The sequence below is a fragment of the Polaromonas sp. YR568 genome (assembly GCF_943371715.1).
In the GTDB taxonomy this organism is placed as follows: domain Bacteria; phylum Pseudomonadota; class Gammaproteobacteria; order Burkholderiales; family Burkholderiaceae_C; genus Polaromonas.
The window spans coordinates 186,503-204,489 of sequence record NZ_CALRVW010000004.1 but is presented as its reverse complement, the minus strand read 5'-3'; the positions used below and the strand labels follow the sequence as shown (position 1 = coordinate 204,489).

At 63.7% G+C, this 17,987-nt stretch carries 17 protein-coding genes and 1 other RNA gene; 15 read left to right on the top strand and 3 right to left on the bottom strand.

Annotated elements, in window-relative coordinates; translation table 11 throughout:
• Nucleotides 1-21 precede the first annotated feature (21 nt).
• From AAG813_RS05105 to mddA, 13 genes are all read left to right on the top strand, one after another.
• Nucleotides 22-975 (top strand): LysR family transcriptional regulator, encoded by a 954-nt coding sequence (locus AAG813_RS05105; protein WP_341912486.1) that lies wholly within the window; start codon nt 22-24, stop codon nt 973-975.
• Nucleotides 976-1,383: 408 nt separating this feature from the next.
• Nucleotides 1,384-2,283, top strand: coding sequence for an amino acid ABC transporter substrate-binding protein (locus tag AAG813_RS05100; protein WP_341912484.1), 900 nt, complete (start codon nt 1,384-1,386; stop codon nt 2,281-2,283).
• 135 nt (nt 2,284-2,418) lie between these two features.
• Nucleotides 2,419-3,141, top strand: a complete 723-nt coding sequence (locus AAG813_RS05095) for an amino acid ABC transporter permease (protein WP_341912483.1) — start codon at nt 2,419-2,421, stop codon at nt 3,139-3,141.
• A gap of 1 nt (nt 3,142) precedes the next feature.
• Nucleotides 3,143-3,829, top strand: a complete 687-nt coding sequence (locus AAG813_RS05090) for an amino acid ABC transporter permease (RefSeq protein WP_300517934.1) — start codon at nt 3,143-3,145, stop codon at nt 3,827-3,829.
• 36 nt (nt 3,830-3,865) lie between these two features.
• A complete protein-coding gene (locus AAG813_RS05085) occupies nt 3,866-4,603 on the top strand; it encodes an amino acid ABC transporter ATP-binding protein (RefSeq protein WP_341912480.1) in 738 nt (245 codons plus the stop codon).
• A 349-nt stretch (nt 4,604-4,952) separates the two neighbouring features.
• A complete protein-coding gene (locus tag AAG813_RS05080; RefSeq protein WP_341912476.1) occupies nt 4,953-5,369 on the top strand; it encodes a GreA/GreB family elongation factor in 417 nt (138 codons plus the stop codon).
• A gap of 64 nt (nt 5,370-5,433) precedes the next feature.
• Nucleotides 5,434-6,501 carry a dihydroorotase gene (gene pyrC, locus AAG813_RS05075; protein WP_341912474.1) on the top strand — a complete coding sequence of 356 codons (1,068 nt, stop codon included), beginning with the start codon at nt 5,434-5,436 and terminating at the stop codon, nt 6,499-6,501.
• Nucleotides 6,501-7,277 (top strand): NYN domain-containing protein, encoded by a 777-nt coding sequence (locus AAG813_RS05070; RefSeq protein WP_341912472.1) that lies wholly within the window; start codon nt 6,501-6,503, stop codon nt 7,275-7,277. Before pyrC ends, AAG813_RS05070 begins: the two co-directional genes overlap by 1 nt.
• Nucleotides 7,274-8,023, top strand: a complete 750-nt coding sequence (locus AAG813_RS05065) for a DUF3025 domain-containing protein (protein WP_341912470.1) — start codon at nt 7,274-7,276, stop codon at nt 8,021-8,023. The genes AAG813_RS05070 and AAG813_RS05065 overlap by 4 nt, the downstream gene beginning before the upstream one ends.
• Nucleotides 8,024-8,134: 111 nt before the next feature.
• A complete protein-coding gene (gene htpX / locus AAG813_RS05060) occupies nt 8,135-9,019 on the top strand; it encodes a protease HtpX (protein ID WP_096697497.1) in 885 nt (294 codons plus the stop codon).
• Nucleotides 9,020-9,180: 161 nt separating this feature from the next.
• Nucleotides 9,181-9,843 (top strand): TetR/AcrR family transcriptional regulator, encoded by a 663-nt coding sequence (locus tag AAG813_RS05055; RefSeq protein WP_341912467.1) that lies wholly within the window; start codon nt 9,181-9,183, stop codon nt 9,841-9,843.
• A gap of 26 nt (nt 9,844-9,869) precedes the next feature.
• Nucleotides 9,870-12,041 (top strand): alpha/beta fold hydrolase, encoded by a 2,172-nt coding sequence (locus AAG813_RS05050; RefSeq protein WP_341912465.1) that lies wholly within the window; start codon nt 9,870-9,872, stop codon nt 12,039-12,041.
• A 253-nt stretch (nt 12,042-12,294) separates the two neighbouring features.
• Nucleotides 12,295-13,053: a methanethiol S-methyltransferase gene (gene mddA / locus AAG813_RS05045; protein ID WP_341912463.1), complete on the top strand. Its 759-nt coding sequence runs from the start codon at nt 12,295-12,297 to the stop codon at nt 13,051-13,053.
• 80 nt (nt 13,054-13,133) lie between these two features.
• Here the strand turns inward: mddA and AAG813_RS05040 are convergent, their stop codons facing one another.
• Entirely contained in the window at nt 13,134-14,765 is a 1,632-nt protein-coding gene (locus AAG813_RS05040) for an NAD(P)/FAD-dependent oxidoreductase (protein WP_341912461.1), read from the bottom strand.
• Nucleotides 14,766-14,889: 124 nt separating this feature from the next.
• Between AAG813_RS05040 and rnpB the strand changes: the two genes are divergently transcribed.
• Nucleotides 14,890-15,217: RNase P RNA component class A (gene rnpB, locus AAG813_RS05035), an RNA gene on the top strand.
• 34 nt (nt 15,218-15,251) lie between these two features.
• Here rnpB and AAG813_RS05030 read toward each other — a convergent pair.
• Together AAG813_RS05030 and AAG813_RS05025 are read right to left on the bottom strand one after the other, a co-directional pair.
• Nucleotides 15,252-16,004, bottom strand: a complete 753-nt coding sequence (locus AAG813_RS05030; protein ID WP_096664323.1) for an Asp/Glu racemase — start codon at nt 16,002-16,004, stop codon at nt 15,252-15,254.
• A 23-nt stretch (nt 16,005-16,027) separates the two neighbouring features.
• Nucleotides 16,028-16,939, bottom strand: a complete 912-nt coding sequence (locus AAG813_RS05025) for a tripartite tricarboxylate transporter substrate binding protein (RefSeq protein ID WP_341912538.1) — start codon at nt 16,937-16,939, stop codon at nt 16,028-16,030.
• A 167-nt stretch (nt 16,940-17,106) separates the two neighbouring features.
• On the opposite strand from AAG813_RS05025, the gene AAG813_RS05020 reads away from it, so the two are divergent.
• On the top strand, nt 17,107-17,979 hold the full coding sequence (locus AAG813_RS05020; protein ID WP_341912457.1) for a LysR substrate-binding domain-containing protein: 873 nt from the start codon (nt 17,107-17,109) through the stop codon (nt 17,977-17,979).
• Nucleotides 17,980-17,987: the final 8 nt, after the last annotated feature.

Sequence of the window (17,987 nt, the reverse complement as noted above, 5' to 3'; positions counted from 1 at the left end):
TCAACTCGCATAATTGCATCCATGGAAACCAAATGGCTGGAAGATTTCGTCAGTCTCGCTGAAACCCGCAGCTTCAGCCGTTCGGCCACGCTGCGTCACGTGACGCAACCGGCGTTTTCACGCCGCATCCAGGCGCTGGAAGCCTGGGCGGGTACCGACCTGGTGGACCGGAGCTCTTATCCCACACGGCTGACCCCTGCCGGTGAGACGCTGTACAGCCAGTCGCTGGAGATGCTGCAGGGCCTGCAGTCCACACGCGCCATGCTGCGCGGCCACAACTCGGCGGCACATGACGTCATCGAATTCGCCGTGCCGCATTCGCTGGCTTTCACCTTCTTTCCGGCCTGGGTCAGCAGCCTGCGCGAAAAGTTCGGCCCCATCAAGAGCCGGCTGATTGCGCTCAATGTGCATGACGCGGTGCTGCGCCTGGTCGAGGGCAGCTGCGACCTGCTGATTGCCTACTACCATGACTCGCAGCCCTTCCAGCTCGATGCCGACCGCTACGAGATGATCAGCCTGGGGCAGGAAGTGCTGGCGCCTTTTGTCAAAGCCGAGGCCGACGGCACGCCCCTGTTCCGCTTGCCGGGCCGGGCCGGCCAGCCCCTGCCTTACCTGGGGTATGCCCCCGGCGCCTACCTGGGGCGCATGGTGGACCTGATCCTCAAGCAGTCAAGCACCGCCATTCACCTGGACCGGGTGTATGAGACCGACATGGCGGAGGGCCTCAAGGCCATGGCGCTGGAAGGCCACGGCATTGCGTTTTTACCCTTCAGCGCCGTCAAGAAGGAGCTGCGGGCCAAAAAGCTGGTCAGCGCCGGCGAAGGGCTGGAAATGACCATGGACGTGCGCGTCTACCGCGAGCGGCCTGCCGGCAAGGCCACGGCCAAAAGCCCGGCGCAGGCGCTGTGGCATTACCTGGAAAGCCAGGCCCAGCCGAGGCCGCCCGGCAAACCACGCCTTGGTAGCAACCCTTAGTGCTTATAAATAATATGCATAATGCTGCACGCAAACAGCATTGGCTTTTCACAGAACGTAAATTTACAGTCCGTCACGTTCTGCCATGGCGTTGGCGTGATCCCAGAGAGACTTGCGAAGGCGGTTGACGGGTTGGCACAAAGACTGCTTTGTCAGGTCATTCCGGTTCCATCGAATCAACGCACGCACTATCTTGGGGACTTTCTCTTGTTTGATCCGCTGACGGCTTTCAATCTTTCTGACGCTTCCCCGGTGTTGCCAGCTTCCTGTGTGTTGACCCCTTTGCGGAACTGTCCCGTCCTCCCGATGCTGTTTCCAAGGCTGGGGTAAACCTTGGGGTTCGCCCCGGGACCCACTCCTTAGAATGGCATTCACCAACCTTTTCATTTAACCCGAAGGAAACTCTCCATGAAACTCAAACTAGCCGCTCTCTCCATCGCATTGCTTGCATCCAGCGGCGCATTTGCCCAGGCCAGCGACACCGTCGCCAAAGTCAAGGCTTCCGGCGTGGTGACCATGGGTGTTCGCGATTCCTCGGGCGCCCTGTCCTATACCCTGGGTGATGGCAAGTACGCCGGTTACCACGTTGAAATCTGCCAGCGCGTGATCGCCAACCTTGAAAAGGCCGCGGGCCGCAAGCTCGAGATCAAATACCTGCCGGTGACCTCGCAGAACCGCATTCCGCTCGTGCAAAACGGCACGGTGGATATCGAGTGTGGCTCGACCACCAACAACGCTACCCGCCAGAAAGACGTGTCGTTCCTGCCGACGACCTTTGTGGAAGAAGTCCGCATCGCCGTGAAAGCCAACTCCGGCATCACCTCGATCGCCCAGCTCAACGGCAAGAACGTGGCCACCACCACCGGTACCACGTCGGTGCAGACGCTGCGCAAGAACGAGCGGGCCCAGGGCATTGACTTCAAGGAAGTCTTCGGCAAGGACCACTCCGACAGCTTCCTGCTGCTCGAGTCCGGCCGTGCCGACGCCTTCGTGATGGATGGTTCCATCCTGGCCGGCAACATTGCCACCGCCAAGAACCCGGCTGATTTCAAAATCGTCGGCGAGGTCCTCAGTGTCGAGCCCATTGCCATCATGGTTCGCAAGGACGATGCCGCCCTGAAGAAGATCGGCGAAGACACCATCAAGGACCTGATCAAGACCGGCGACATCAACAAGCTCTGGGACAAATGGTTCATGCAGCCTATCCCTCCGAAGAACAGCCGCGTCGGTCTGGCTGTCAGCGAAAGCACCAAGGCTGCCTGGGCCAACCCCAACGACAAGCCGATGGAAGACTACGCCAAGAAGTAATCCTGGCTTGAGCTGAACCTCAAACCCCGTCTGTGATCTTGCTGGCGGGGTTTGTTGTTTACTGGGAGCTTTGGCATACGCGATGCAGCGCGGGCTGCCGGTTGATAGGGTAAAAAATTCCTGGCGGGAGAGAACATGAATTGGGATTGGCAGGTTTTTCTGAATGACGACGGCAGTGGCCGGACGTATCTGGCTTGGATGTTCGATGCCTGGGGCTGGACCCTGGCGGTGGCGGGCTGTTCCTGGGTAGTGGCCATGCTGACCGGCGGCCTGATGGGCACGCTGCGCACGCTCCCCAACAGTCCCTGGCTGGTACGGCTGGCCAACGTCTGGGTCGAGGTCTTTCGCAACGTGCCTTTGCTGGTGCAGATCTTCATCTGGTATTTCGTCGTGCCCAAGATGTTTCCCTTCATGCAGCAGGTACCGAGCTTTTTGCTGGTCGTGTTTGCGCTGGGATTTTTTACCTCGGCACGGATTGCCGAGCAGGTCCGCGCCGGCGTCCAGGCCCTGCCGCGTGGCCAGCGTTATGCCGGCATGGCCATGGGGTTCACCACAGCCCAGACCTACCGCTACGTGATCCTGCCGATGGCGCTGCGCATCATCATCCCGCCGCTGACCAGCGAGTCGATGAACCTGCTCAAGAATTCTTCTGTCGCCTTTGCGGTCTCGATTGCCGAGCTGACCATGTTTGCGATGCAGGCCCAGGAGGAAACCTCGCGCGGCGTGGAGGTTTACCTGGCCGTCACCGTGCTTTATGCCATCTCAGCCTTCGCGGTCAATCGCGTCATGGCTTTTGTCGAGAAAAAAGTCCAGATTCCGGGCTTTGTCGTGGCTGGCGCCACCGGCGGGGGGCACTGACATGTTCGGTCTTGACATGAGTTTCCTGAACTGGGACATCATCTCCAAGTTCGTCATCAAGGGTTTCATTTTCAGCGTCGAGCTGACGGTGATCGCGACCATAGGCGGCATCATCCTGGGCACGCTGCTGGCGCTGATGCGCCTGTCCGGCATCAAGCTGCTGGTGTACCCCGCGACCTTCTACGTCAACGGCATGCGTTCGGTGCCGCTGGTCATGGTGATCCTGTGGTTCTACCTGCTGATGCCGGCCGCGTTTTTTGATCTGATTCCGGGGGGCGCCAACAACCGCTCGGAGATCTCGGCCATCATCACCTTCATTGCGTTTGAAGCCGCGTATTTCAGCGAGATCATGCGCGCCGGCATCCAGTCGATTTCGCGCGGCCAGGTCAACGCCGGGCGCGCGCTGGGCATGACCTATGCGCAGAACATGAAGCTGATTGTGCTGCCGCAGGCTTTCAGGAACATGGTACCGATTCTGCTGACGCAAACCATCATCCTGTTCCAGGACACCTCGCTGGTGTACGCCATTGGCGCCTACGACCTGCTCAAGGGCCTGACGACCGCCGGCAAGATCTACGGCCGCCCTGAAGAGGCCTACCTGCTGGCCGCCGTGGTTTATTTCGTGATCTGTTTTGGCTTGTCGTATGTCGTCAAGAAGCTGCAGAACAAGATCGCCATCATTCGCTAAACAACACTTATCGCACCCGCGCTCCGGAGAATCAAGATGATCGAACTCAAGGAAGTTTCCAAGTGGTATGGCGCCGTTCAGGTGCTCAACAACTGCAGCACCAAAATCGAAAAAGGGGAAGTGGTCGTGGTCTGCGGCCCGTCCGGCTCGGGCAAATCGACGCTGATCAAGGTCATTAACGCGCTCGAGCCCTTTCAGAAGGGCGAGATCTACGTGGACGGCCAGGCCGTGCACGACCCCAAGACCGACCTGCCCAAGCTGCGTTCGCGCGTCGGCATGGTGTTCCAGAATTTCGAGCTGTTTCCGCACCTGAGCGTGACCGAAAACCTGACCCTGGCCCAGATCAAGGTGCTGGGCCGCAAGCCCGACGAGGCCAAGGCCCACGGCCTGAAATACCTGGACCGCGTGGGTCTGATGGCGCACAAGGACAAGTTTCCCGGCCAGCTCTCGGGCGGCCAGCAGCAGCGTGTGGCGATTGCCCGTGCGCTGAGCATGGACCCGATCGCCATGCTGTTCGACGAGCCGACCTCGGCGCTCGATCCCGAAATGGTCGGCGAGGTGCTCGATTGCATGATGGGCCTGGCCACCGACGGCATGACCATGATGGTGGTCACGCACGAGATGGGTTTCGCGAAAAAGGTCGGCAGCCGCGTCATCTTCATGGACGTGGGCGGCAAGATTCTGGAAGATTGCTCGAAGGACGAGTTCTTCATGCACCCGGAAAACCGCCAGGACCGGACCAAGGACTTCCTCAACAAGATCCTCGCCCACTAGGCGCTACTGCGCGGGCGCAGCGCGGCGTTGCGGGTCCCGATCAGGCCATCCTCACGTACCTGAAGTACGTTCCGGTGGCCTGACACCCGCGCCTTGCGCTGCATCCCGCTCGCTACGCGCCGGGGAGCGCTCACCTACAATCTCGATATGCTGCCTGCCACCTCGACTTTCTTCCTGCCTTGCGCATCCGCGTTGCTGGAAGGCGCATGGCCGCATCAGCCGGTCGCACATTCCTGAGCCCGGCGATCCTCTCCTTCTTTCTTGTAGCGCATTTCTGGATCACCGGGCCCTCGCCTTCCGCGCGGCGTGCCCGGCAGCCTTGAGCCGGGCGTTTGATCCAGGAGTTCCCATGTTTTTTTCCAATTCGCCGGCCCGTCTGCTGACCGAGCTCGACCACGTCCGCATCAGCAAGCTGCTCCAGCGGCCCGGTGCATCGCCGCAGACGCATGCCGCGGTGGATGACTTGATCCACAGCGCCGAACTGATCTCTTCCTACAAGGTGCCCGCCAACGTCGTCACCATGTATTCGCAGGTGCTGATGGCCGACGGGCACACCGGCGAGCAGCGCAAGCTGACGCTGTGTTACCCGCACGACGCGGATCCGGCGGCCGGCTTTGTCTCGGTGCTGTCACCGGTGGGTGCTGGCCTGCTGGGCCTGAAAAAAGGGAGTACCGCCCGCTGGCCCACGCCGGACGGCGGCACGGCCACGGCGAAAATCGTCGAGATCCTGTTCCAGCCGGAAGAAAGCGGCGACTACCTGCTGTAGCCGCAGGGTGCAGTGCCGGAGCGGCCGTGGCAGGGCCATGGCCGCCGGTGAGACAATTCAGGCCATGACCTCAGCCGCCCCCTCACCGATCACTTCCCTGACCCTGACCCGCCCGGACGACTGGCACCTGCACGTGCGTGACGGCGATGCCCTGCGCACCGTGGTGCCGCACACCGCGGCACAGTTTGGCCGCGCCATCATCATGCCCAACCTGCGCCCGCCGGTGACCACGGCCGGGCAGGCCGTCGCCTACCGCGAGCGCATCCAGGCCGCCGTGCCCTCAGGCGTGGCGTTCGAGCCGCTGATGACGCTGTACCTGACCGACAACCTGCCGCCCGACGAGATCAAACGCGCCCGGGACGCCGGCGTGGTCGCGCTCAAGCTCTACCCGGCCGGTGCCACCACCAACAGCGACGCCGGCGTCACCGACCTGCGCAAGACCTACAAGACGCTTGAAGCCATGCAGCGCGAAGGCCTGCTGCTGCTGGTGCACGGCGAGGTGACCTCGCCCGAAATCGACTTGTTCGACCGCGAAGCGGTGTTCATCGACACCCAGCTGATCCCGCTGCGCCGTGATTTTCCGGAACTGAAGATCGTGTTCGAACACATCACCACCAAAGAGGCGGCGCATTATGTGCGTGATGCCGGCCCTTTTCTAGGGGCCACCGTCACCGCGCACCACCTGCTGTACAACCGCAACGCCATCTTCACCGGCGGCATCCGGCCGCATTATTACTGCCTGCCGGTGCTCAAGCGCGAGACCCACCGGCTGGCGCTGGTCGAAGCGGCCACCGGCGGCAATCCGCGCTTTTTCCTCGGCACGGACAGCGCGCCGCACCCGGCCCACCTCAAGGAACACGCCACCGGCTGCGCCGGCTGCTACACCGCCCACGCGGCCATGGAGCTGTACGCCGAAGCCTTTGATGCCGCAGGCGCGCTCGACCAGCTCGAAGCCTTCGCCAGCTTCAACGGGGCCGACTTCTACGGCCTGCCGCGCAACCAGGGCACCATCACGCTCAAGAAGGAAAGCTGGACGCCGCCCGAGAGTTTTGCCTTCGGAGAAGCCGAACTCAAGCCGCTGCGCTCGGGCGAAGCGCTGGCCTGGAAACTTGTTGGCAATGGGAGCCCCTGATGGAAAGCAAACCCCGCGTTGCGCTGCTGATTGATGCCGACAATTCGCCGGCCTCCAAGATCGACCTGATCCTCAACGAACTGTCGACCTTCGGTGAGACCAATATCCGCCGTGCCTACGGCAACTGGAAAAAAAGCGAGCTCAAGGGCTGGGAAGAAGCGCTGCACGAACACGCCATCCGTCCCATGCAGCAGTTCGATTACACCAAGGGCAAAAACGCCAGCGACATGGCCATGGTGATCGACGCACTGGAGTTGCTATACACCGACCGGCCCGACGCTTTCGGCATTGTCTCATCCGACGCCGACTTCACGCCGCTGGTCATGCACCTGCGCGCCAAGGGTGCGGCGGTCTACGGCTTTGGCGCGCAGAAAACGCCTGAGCCCTTTGTCAACGCCTGCTCGCGGTTTCTCTACCTCGACAAGCTGCGCCCGATTGCCGCGGCCGATGCGCCCGCTGGCGGCCGGGAAGACGCCGAAGCCGTGGCCACTGCGCCCCTGCGCGCCACACCGGCGCAGCTCAAGCAGGACGCCAAACTCGTCATGCTGCTGCGCAACGCTGTGCAGGCCGCCGCCGACGACGAGGGCTGGGCGCGCGTCGGTGCGGTCGGCACGCAAATCGCCAACCAGGCTTCGTTCGACCACCGCAACTACGGCTACGCCACGCTGACCAAGCTGCTCGTGGCCTCGCAGCTGTTCGACATCGTCGACGAAGGCAAGTCCACGGTGATGGTGCGCGACAAACGGCTGTCGCGACCGGCTGCCAGGAACGGATGAGCGCTGACGCGCCAGCTGCGGCCTGGCCGGTGGACTGGGGCCGCCCCTGGCTGGCGCCGTGGCGCGACCCAGGGGAGCGCGTGGCACAGGCCATCGCAGCCGGTGTGGTGTGTCATGAGGCCCTGAACCGTGAGCCGGCGGCGCCGCGGCGTTTTGTGCCGCAGTCCGACTTGCCCGACGGACAGGCCTACGAGCAGTTCATTTTTGAGACCGGCACCGTTCCTACACGCGACAACCTGCACGATTTTTTCAACGGGCTGTGCTGGATGCGTTTTCCGCTGACCAAGAAAAAGCTCAACCAGCTGCAGGCGGCGGAAATCGCCGCGGCCGGTGTCGCACCACTGCGCGGGCCAGTGCGTGACGCGCTGACGGTGTTCGACGAAAACGCGGCCTTCCTGTCGGCACCGCCCCCGCTGTGGGATGCGCTGGTGGATCGGGACTGGCAGCGCCTGTTTGTCGACTTGCGCCCGCTCTGGCAGCAGGCGCAGCTGGTGCTGTTTGGCCATGCCTTGCTGGAAAAACTGGTCTACCCACGAAAACCGATCACAGCCCATATCTACAGGGCGCAACCAGCTATGAATTCCATAGCGGATCTGGACGCCTGGGTGGCCGCCGACCTGAGCGCCGACAAGCTCTCCGCCAAGCCCTTCCTGCCGCTGCCGGTGCTGGGCGTTCCGGGCTGGTGGCCGGAGAACGAGAACTTTTCCTTTTATGATGACTCTTTCGTATTCCGCCCGCGCCGCTAAACAACACCCAGTAAAAAATCCGGCGCTTGATTTGGGCTGAACCCTCCCCATTTGTCCGCAACAGTCCCTTTTTTTGCGGCACTTGTTTTTACCGACCTCTACGGAGCATCCATGAAGCGTATTTTTCTATTTGTCATGACCAACCTCGCCGTTGTGGTGGTGCTGGGCATTGTCGCCAGCCTGCTGGGCGTCAATCGCTACCTCACGCCGCAAGGGCTGAACCTGGGCATGCTGCTGGGCTTTGCTGCGGTCATCGGTTTTGGCGGCGCGATCATCTCGCTGCTGATCAGCAAGCCGGTGGCCAAGTGGAGTTCCGGCGTGCGCGTGATCAACGAACCGCAGAACGCCGACGAAGCCTGGATCGTCGAGACCGTGCGCAAGCTGGCGACCACGGCCGGCATCGGCATGCCCGAGGTCGGTATTTTCGAAGGTGCGCCCAACGCCTTTGCCACCGGTGCTTTCAAGAACTCGGCGCTGGTCGCCGTCTCCACCGGCCTGCTGCAGGGCATGACGCGTGAAGAGATCGAAGCCGTGCTCGGCCATGAAATCGCCCACGTGGCCAATGGCGACATGGTCACCATGACGCTGATCCAGGGCGTGATGAACACCTTCGTGGTGTTCCTGAGCCGCGTGATCGGTTATGCGGTGGACAGCTTTCTGCGTAAGGGCAGCGACAGCAACTCCGGCCCCGGCATCGGTTACTACGTCAGCACCATCGTGCTCGACATCGTGCTCGGTTTTGCCGCCGCCATCGTGGTCGCCTGGTTCTCGCGCCACCGCGAGTTCCGCGCCGACGCCGGTGCCGCGCAGCTGATGGGCCGCAAGCAGCCCATGATCAACGCGCTGGCCCGTCTGGGCGGCATGGTGCCCGGCCAGCTGCCCAAGGCGGTGGAAGCCATGGGCATCACCGGCAGCATCGGCAAGCTGTTTGCCACGCACCCGCCGATCGAGGAGCGCATTGCCGCACTGCAATCGGCCCAGCCCGGCCAGGTTTAAGTCGATACCGGACGAATCAAAAGCCGCTGCACCCGCAGCGGCTTTTTTCATGCCTGCGCGATGGTTGCGACAGGCCGGATAGCCCATTTTCCCGGAGTGGGCTTGACACAGATTCAGGAATCATTATTATTTGAACAACTGGTTAAACCGGATGTTTAAAGATGACTTCAAAATCCGCAGCCCTGTCCGCTACCTCGAAACTGCACGACGGTGACGCAACACAGACGCGCGAGCGCATCCTGGATGCGGCGTTCCGCCGCCTGGTGTCCGAGGGCTACGCGGCGCTGAGCATTCGCGAGATCGCCAGGGATGCAGGGGTCAACCATGCCCTGATCAACTACCACTACCGCAGCAAGGACCAGTTGGTCATCGAGGTGCTCGATGCGGTGAACCAGCGGCTGCTGTCGCGCCAGACCGCGCTGTACGAAAGCGGCGGGAGCTTTGCACAGAAGTGGGCCAGCGCGCGCCGCTTCTACGAGAGCGACCTCGCGTCGGGCTTCGTGCGTTTGCAGGCCGAGCTGTGGGCGGCCAGCCTGTCCAACCCGGGTCTGCGCGAGAAGTTCCTGCCGCGCTTGATGGCCTGGAAGAAGCTGGTGCTGGGTGCTGTGCGCGAAGCCATTGCCGCGTTGCAAGCCAGTGGCACCCAACTGCCGCCGCCGTTCACCCCCGAGGTCATTGCTTGCTGGGTCTCGGAGTTCTGGCTCGGCATGGAATTCGCCAATCTGCTGGACGTGAAGGAAGAGCAGGCCCAGCACCGTGCGGCACTGGATGCCGTTGGGTGGCTGCTGGAGTCGCTGGATGCCAAGGTTGCCAAGACTGTCTAGTGTGCTGGTCGCCCAAGGAGCTGCCCATGAACACCCCCCTCCGTCCCCGGCCCACGCGTTTCGACCGCATCGCCGGCCCCTTGCCCGAGCCCGGCGCGGTACCGGGCGCCGAAGCCTCGCCGTTTGAAACCGTGCAGCCCGCGTCCCACGGCTTCGTTGACCGCGATGGCGTGAAGCTCTGGTACGCGGTGTGGGGAGACAGCGGCCCCTGGATCGCGTTTGCGCCGCCGTTCCAGATCGTGCACAGCCAGATGCTCAAGGCCACGGTGCCCTACCTGTCGCGGCATTTTCGCGTCATCACCACCGACGGGCGCGGCAACGGCCGTTCCGACCGGCCCATGGGCCAGGACGCCTACAGTTTTGAACACTTTTACGCCGACTTCGTGGCCGTGCTCGATGCGGTCGGCGTCGAGCGCGTGGCCCTGGTCGGTATTTCGGCCGCGGCGCTGACGGTGCTGCGGCTGGCGGCCGAGCAGCCGCAGCGCATCACGCATCTGGTCACGGCGGGAGGCTTTGCCGACTCGGTACCGAACGATGAGAGGCTCGCACAGCGCCTGAAGATGGAGGGCGAACTGCTGGCCGGCGACTGGCCCGGCTACCTCGACTGGTTCATGGGCATCATCTTCAACGAGCCCCATTCGACAAAGCCGTACGAAGACGGCGTGCACTACGGCTGGGCCACCAGCGCGGAGTGGCTGGGATGGTGCCGCAAGGCGTGGGTGGGCAACGACGTGCGCGACCTCGCGCGCCGGCTGACCTGCCCGACCCTCGTGATCCACGGCGACGATGACCTGCGCGTGCCCTACGCCAAGGGGCAGGCGATCCATGCCCTGGTGCCGGGCTCGAAGATTCTGACCATTGCCGGCGGCGGCCATGTGACAGCGGCGCGCGACCCGGTGGTCTTCAACCGTGCGCTGCATGAGTTCATCGCAGGAGCGCCGCGGCAGCGCACCTGGACACGCGCCATGAAGCGGCCACGCCGCGCCTTGTTCATCTCCAGCCCCATTGGTCTGGGCCATGTGCAGCGCGACCTGGCGATTGCGCGCGAGCTGCGCAAGCTGCAGCCGGATCTGGCGATTGACTGGTTCACCGTGGACCCGGCTGCGCGCTACCTGGAACGCGAAGGCGAGCGTCTTCACCCCATCACGCAACGCCTGGCCAACGAGAGCCGCCACTTCGAGAACATGGCCGGCGAACACGACCTGTCTGCCTTTTTCGCATTGCGCACCATGGACGAGATCATGAGCCACAACTTCATGACCTTTGTCGACCTGATGGAGGCCGAACATTACGACTTGGTGATCGGCGACGAGGCCTGGGACGTGGACTACTTCTATCACGAGAACCCGGAGCTGAAGCGCCAACCCTACGTTTTCCTCACCGACTTTGTCGGCTGCCTGCCGATGGAGCCAGGCAACGAGCGGGAGGCTGCGCTGTGCTCCGACCGCAATGCCGACGACATCGAACATGTGGCGCGCTACCCCTACCTGCGCGACGCCGCCATTTTCGTGGGCAACCGTGAAGACGTGACCGAGCAGCCCTTCGGCCCGGGCCTGCCCGGCATCCGCGCGTGGACAGACCGAAACTTCTGCTACTGCGGCTACTGCCTGCCCTTCGACCCGCATACGCTGGCCGACACCGAGCGCCTGCGCGCCCGGCATGGCTACCGAAGCGACGAGAAGATCGCGATCGCCGCGGTCGGCGGCACGGCCACCGGCCGCCACCTGCTGCAACGCATCGCAGCGGCGTTCCCGCGCATGAAGCGCGAACTGCCCGAACTGCGCTTGATCCTTGTCACCGGCCCGCGCCTGTCTGGCGACGAGTTCGAGCCGAAGCCCGGGCTGGAGGTGCGGCCCTATGTGCACAATCTCTACGAGCACCTGGCCTGCTGCGACCTGGCGCTGGTGCAGGGCGGGCTGTCAACCACCATGGAACTGGTGGCCACACGCCGGCCCTTCCTGAGCTTTCCTTTGCAGCGCCACTTTGAACAATGCGTGCATGTGCGCCAGCGCCTGGCCAATTACGCCGCCGACCGTTCCATGGACTATGCGGCGACGCTGGACCCCGAGCAACTGGCCAGACGCGCGCTGGCCGCGATGCACGAACCCGTGCGTTACCGGCCGGTGGAAACCGACGGCGCGGCGCGCGCTGCACTGCGCATTGCGCAGGTGCTGGACAACCGCTGGTGGGCGCGATGACACCGCAGATCAGCGTCCTTTGGCGGGCTTTTGGCGAGATGAAAACTGCCGGGGTCTGCCGCCCACCGCGCCTGCCGCCCGGCTGCGAAGTGCCGTAGCACGCGGGCGCCGGACCGGCGCTTCCGCTTCCTCTTGCAATATTTTTTCAGGCCCGCGGCGAATGGGCATGGTTTGCCTCGCCCTTTTATTTCAATGGCCAATGCGGGCCGTTGTCCCGACGTTTCATCAACTTCATACTATTGGGAGAATCGACATGGCACTGTTCGCTGCCCTTTATGGATTGGTGGTGTACTTGTTTTTTCTGGTCACCTTTACCTATGCCATCGGCTTTATCGGCAACCTGCCGCTACTGCCCAAAACCATCGACAGCGGGGCTGCCGCGCCGCTGGTCGAAACGCTGGTTGTCAATGTCGCGCTGCTGGGGCTCTTTGCCGTACAGCACAGCGTGATGGCACGGCGCGGCTTCAAGCGCTGGTGGACCCGGGTGATTCCCGAATCCATCGAACGCAGCACCTTCGTGCTGGCAGCAACCGTTGTGCTCGCGTTGCTGCTGTGGCAATGGCGGCCCATCGCCGAGCCGGTGCTCTGGTCGGTGAATGACCCGGTCGGCCGCTTCGTGCTGCAGTCCGTGTTCTGGCTGGGCTGGGGCGTTTTGCTGGTCAGCACCTTCCTGCTCAACCACTTCGAACTCTTCGGGCTGCGCCAGGTGTGGGCGAACCTGCGTGGGCAGGCTTTGCCGGAGCCTGCGTTCCACACGCCGCTGTTCTACCGCTACGTCCGGCACCCGCTTTACCTGGGTTTTGTGCTCAGCTTCTGGGCCACGCCGCATATGACGGCAGGCCATTTGTTGTTTGCTGTGGCCTGCACCGGCTACATCCTGATTGGCATCTGGTTCGAGGAACGTGACCTGATCGCGCAGTTCGGCCAGCGCTACCGTGTGTATCGCGAGCAGGTGGGCATGCTGGTGCCGAAGATAGGCGCACGCCGCGCCAAAGAGCCCACGCAATCCTGATCGCGCCCTGTGGACCTGTATCAGCCTTGCATCAAGCCGACACCAGTGAACCAAAAGCCGCTGCACCTGCAGCGGCTTTTTTATACCCTGACTGTTTTCGTGAGGTCGAGCGCCACTGCTTCGGCCACCTCGATCCCGTCCACCCCGGCCGACAGGATGCCGCCCGCGTAGCTGGCGCCTTCGCCGGCCGGGTACAGGCCCCGGACGTTCAGGCTCTGGAAATCGTCGCCGCGCGTGATGCGCAGCGGCGACGAGGTGCGGGTTTCCACGCCGGTCAGAACCGCGTCAAACATGTCGAAGCCCTTGATCTTCTTGCCGAAGGCCGGCAGCGCCTCGCGCATGGCGGTGATGGCGTAGTCGGGCAGGGCGCTGGCCAGGTCCGTCATCAACACGCCGGGCTTGTAGGAGGGCTCCACGCTGCCGAGCTGGGTCGAGGCCTGGTCGGCCACAAAATCGCCGACCAGCTGGCCCGGCGCCACGTAGCCGCCGCCGCCCAGCGTGAAGGCGTGCGACTCGAGCTGGCGCTGGAAGTTTATGCCGGCCAGCGGCCCGCCCGGGTAGTCGGCCGGGGTGATACCGACCACGATGCCGGCGTTGGCGTTGCGTTCGTTGCGCGAGTACTGGCTCATGCCGTTGGTCACGACCCGGCCCACTTCGGAGGTGGCCGCGACCACGGTGCCGCCCGGGCACATGCAGAAGCTGTAGACCGAGCGCCCGTTGGCCGCGTGGTGCACCAGCTTGTAGTCGGCCGCGCCCAGCAGCGGGTGGCCGGCGTGCTGGCCGAGCCTTGCGCGGTCGATCAGACTTTGCGGGTGTTCAATGCGGAAACCTACCGAGAACGGCTTGGCTTCCATGTAGACGCCGCGTTCGTGTAGCATGGCAAAGGTGTCGCGTGCGCTGTGCCCCAGCGCCAGCACCACATGGTCGGCGCGCAGTTCGTAGCTGCTGCCGTCCTCCAGATTCTGCACGGTCAGGCCGCGGATGTGTCCTTCTTCAATCAGCACATCGCTGACGCGCTGCTGGAAGCGGATCTCGCCGCCCAGCGCCGTGATCTGCTCGCGCATGTGTTCCACCACCTTGACCAGCTTGAAGGTACCGATGTGCGGCTTGCTGACCAGCAAAATTTCTTCGGGTGCGCCGGCCTTCACAAATTCGAGCATGACCTTGCGGCCGAGGAAACGCGGGTCCTTGATCTGGCTCCAGAGCTTGCCGTCGGAGAAGGTCCCGGCGCCGCCCTCGCCGAACTGCACATTCGATTCCGGGTTCAGCACGCCCTTGCGCCACAGGCCCCAGGTGTCCTTGGTACGCTCGCGCACCTTTTTGCCGCGCTCCAGCACGATGGGTTTGAAGCCCATCTGCGCCAGCAGCAACGCCGCAAAAATGCCGCAGGGGCCGAAACCGACAACGACGGGGCGCACAGCCGGCGCGCTGTCCACCCGGGCCACCAGGTGGTAGCTCTGGTCGGGCGCGGGGCGGATGTGGGGGTTGGCTTCAAACTGCCTGAGCAGGCTTGCTTCCAGTTCGGGGCTGGCGAGGGCCACGTCGGCGATGTAAACCAGCAGCAGCTTCTGCTTGCGCGCGTCGTAGCTGCGTTTGTAGATGCTGTGGCGCAGCAGCTCGGCGGGCTGGATGCCCAGTGTCTTGACAATCAGCGCCGGCAGCGCGTCTTCGGGGTGGTCAAGCGGCAGCTTGAGCTCGGTCAGGCGGATCATGGGGTGTTACCTCGTGGATCTGTATTTCGGATCTATGAAGTATTTTAAGCCCCTGGCCCAGAAGGGGTGGGCGCAAGCAGCTATCAAATCAGTAGCGAACGATTTGCCGGGATAATAGCGGGGTGAAGCACGCCAGACTGCCGCTGGTGCAAGGGTGGAAACACCGCACTGGAGGAAGGTCCGGACTGCATAGGGCAGCGTAGCAGCTAACAGCTGTCCACCGTGAGGTGAGGATCAGAGCTACAGAGACGAGCCGGTTAAGTCCGGGTGAAACGAGCAATCTCTACGCGCAGCAATACCAAGTAGGCACACGTTGACGGGGCCCCCGGAGTGTGCGGGTAGGTAGCACCGAGCCGTCTGGTGACAGACGGCCCAGATTAATGGCAGTCACGGGGCGGCGACCGCAAGGAAGCCGTTCCGCACAAAATCCGGCCTATCGGCGGGCTTCACACTTTTTCATGCGCACTGCCGATCCGGGCAGGGCGCTCAGTACTTGCCCGACAGCAGCGTGCCGGCCCCCGGCACGTGGGTGGACAGGCCCAGGCGTTTGAGCATGGTGTAGGCCGTGCAGACCGAGGCCGAAATCACCGGCAGGCCCAGTTTGTCCTCGACGACCTGGATGGACGCCAGCGAAGGCATCTGCACGCAGGCCGACAGCACCACCACATCCACGCCCTTTGTATCGAGCCGGCTGACCAGCCGGCTCGGCGCCAGCGGATCCTGCGCGCCGACTTCGAGGTTGTCGGCAATTTCCAGCGACAGGCTGTCCATCACCTGAAAACCCTCGTGCTCGATGTAGTCCACCACCATTTGCGTGAGCGGTTTCATGTAGGGCGTGAGCACCGAAATCTTTTTCGCACCCAGGGCCTGCAGGCCTTCCACCAGCGCGCCGGCGCTGGACACCACGGGCGCGGGCTTGCCGTTGGCCAGCGTGACCTCGTGCAGGCGCTTCTCGGAGGCGCGGTGGTAACCCAGGCCCTGGCTCATGATGGCCACCAGGCAGGCGTAACCGAGCACGTCCATCCGGCCGTCCGACAGCTCCAGCGCGCAGCGGTCGGAGGCCGCATCCATGGCGGTGAGCTCTTCCTTCGTCACCTTCTGCATGCGCATGCGGCTGGAGTGGAAGGTGAAGCGTTCCGGAAAATGCGGCTCGCGGGCGCGCAGCATGGCCGGAATTTCGGTCTCCATGGTGGTGTTGGAACTGGGGACGATCTGTCCGATGCGGTAGGTGCGGCTCATGGGTGCGGGTGTCCTGAAAAATGTCAGTCGGCTTTGATGCCGGCCGCCTTGATGGTTTTGCTCCAGTAGGCGAGGTCGGACTTCACCAGCTGGGCCAGCGCGTCGGGGCCCTGGTAACGGATCTCGATACCGGCGGCATCGGCACGGGTCTTGACCTCGGGCAGTTCCATGGCGCGCTTGACGTCGGCCGTCAGCTTGGCAATCACGGCGGGTGGGGTGCCGGCGGGCGCGAACAGGCCGACCCAGGCTTCCAGCTTGAAGCCGGGCAGGCCGGCTTCGGCCGTGGTCGGGATCTGCGGCATCTGCGGGCTGCGCTTGTCGCCGGTGACGGCAAAGGCCTTGAGCTTGCCGGCCTGCACGTGGCCCATGACCGACGGCGGCGTGGTGATGAACACCTGCACCTGGCCGCTGAGCACGTCCTGCACCGCCGGGCCGGAGCCGCGGTAGGGAATGTGCGTCATGAAGGTGCCGGTCTGCTGCTTGAACACTTCGGTGCCGATGTGCGACAGCGAGCCATTGCCCTGCGAGGCGTAGTTGAGTTTGGCCGGGTTCTGCTTGAGGAAGGCGATGAATTCCTTGAGGTTGGTGGCGGGCACCGACGGGTGCACGGCAATCACGTTGGTCGCCACCGTCAGCAGCGCCACCGGCGCGAAGTCCTTGACGGGGTCCCAGGGCAGGTTGGGCGTCAGGGCCGGGTTGCCGGCGTGGTAGGCCGAGTAGGAGATCAGCAGCGTGTAGCCATCGGGCTTGGCGCGCGCCACCGCCTGGTAGGCCACGTTGCCGCTGCCGCCGCCGCGGTTGTCCACCACCACCGACTGGTTGGCCACGCGGCTCAGCGGCTCGCTCAGCAGGCGGGCCGACGCGTCCACAAAGCCGCCCGGCGGATTCGGCACGATCAGGGCGATGGGCTTGGACGGGTAGGCGTCCTGGGCCATGGCCAGCGTGCCCAGGCACAGGGCGGCCGTGGTGAAAAGTTGTTTGAGCATGGGGTGTCTCCTGGATGATTTTTTCGGAACCGAAGGCGTATTTTTGAACGGCCTGAAATTCGTGTCCAATATATTGTTAGTCTTGATCAAGATCTTTAAGGTATCAATCAACCGCCATGGAACTGCGTCATCTGCGTTACTTTGTTGCGCTGGCCGAGGAGCTCAGCTTCACCCGGGCCGCGCGCCGCCTGCATGTGTCCCAGCCGCCGCTGAGCCTGCAGATCAGCCAGCTCGAGCGGGAAATCGGCGCGCGGCTGTTCCAGCGCACCAGCCGCCGGGTCGAGCTCACGCTCGCGGGCCAGGCCTTTCTGATCGACGCGCAGGCCGTGCTGGCCCGCGTGGACGAGGCCGGCAACCGGGCCCGCGCGATCGGGCAGGGCCTGGCCGGGCGCATCGACATCGGTTTGTCGGGCTCGCATTTCCTGGGGCCGCTGCCGCGCATCATGGCCGGTTATGCGCAAAGCCATCCCGAGGTCGAGGTCAACCTGCACGAGCTCAAGCCGGCCGTGCAGTTGCAGGCCCTGCGCGAGCGGCGCATTGACCTGAGCGTGTCACGCACGCCGGTCAACGACGCGGTGCTCAGCAGCACGCTGCTCTGGCGCGATCCGGTGGCGGTCGCGCTGCCCGTTGGCCATGCGCTGGCGCGGCGCCGCCAGCTGCGTTTGCCGGATTTGCGCGATCAGCCCTTTGTGATGCTGCGCACCGATTCGTCGGCCCATGCGCAGTACATCCATGACTGCTGCGTCCAGGCCGGGTTTTCGCCGCAGGTCAGCCAGCGTGTGCTGGAGTTGCCCGCGCTGCTGAGCCTGGTGGGGGCAGGCATGGGCGTGGCCCTGATTCCGTCGTCGCTGCGCGGCCTGTTTCCGGACCAGATCAAGGTGATTCCGCTGGGCAAGGAGGCGCCGCATGCCGATGTCTACGCGGTGCAGCGCAGCGCCGAGACGGCGGAGGTGGTGCAGGCCTTTGTGCGGCTGGCGGCGGCCAGCTGAGGTGGTCG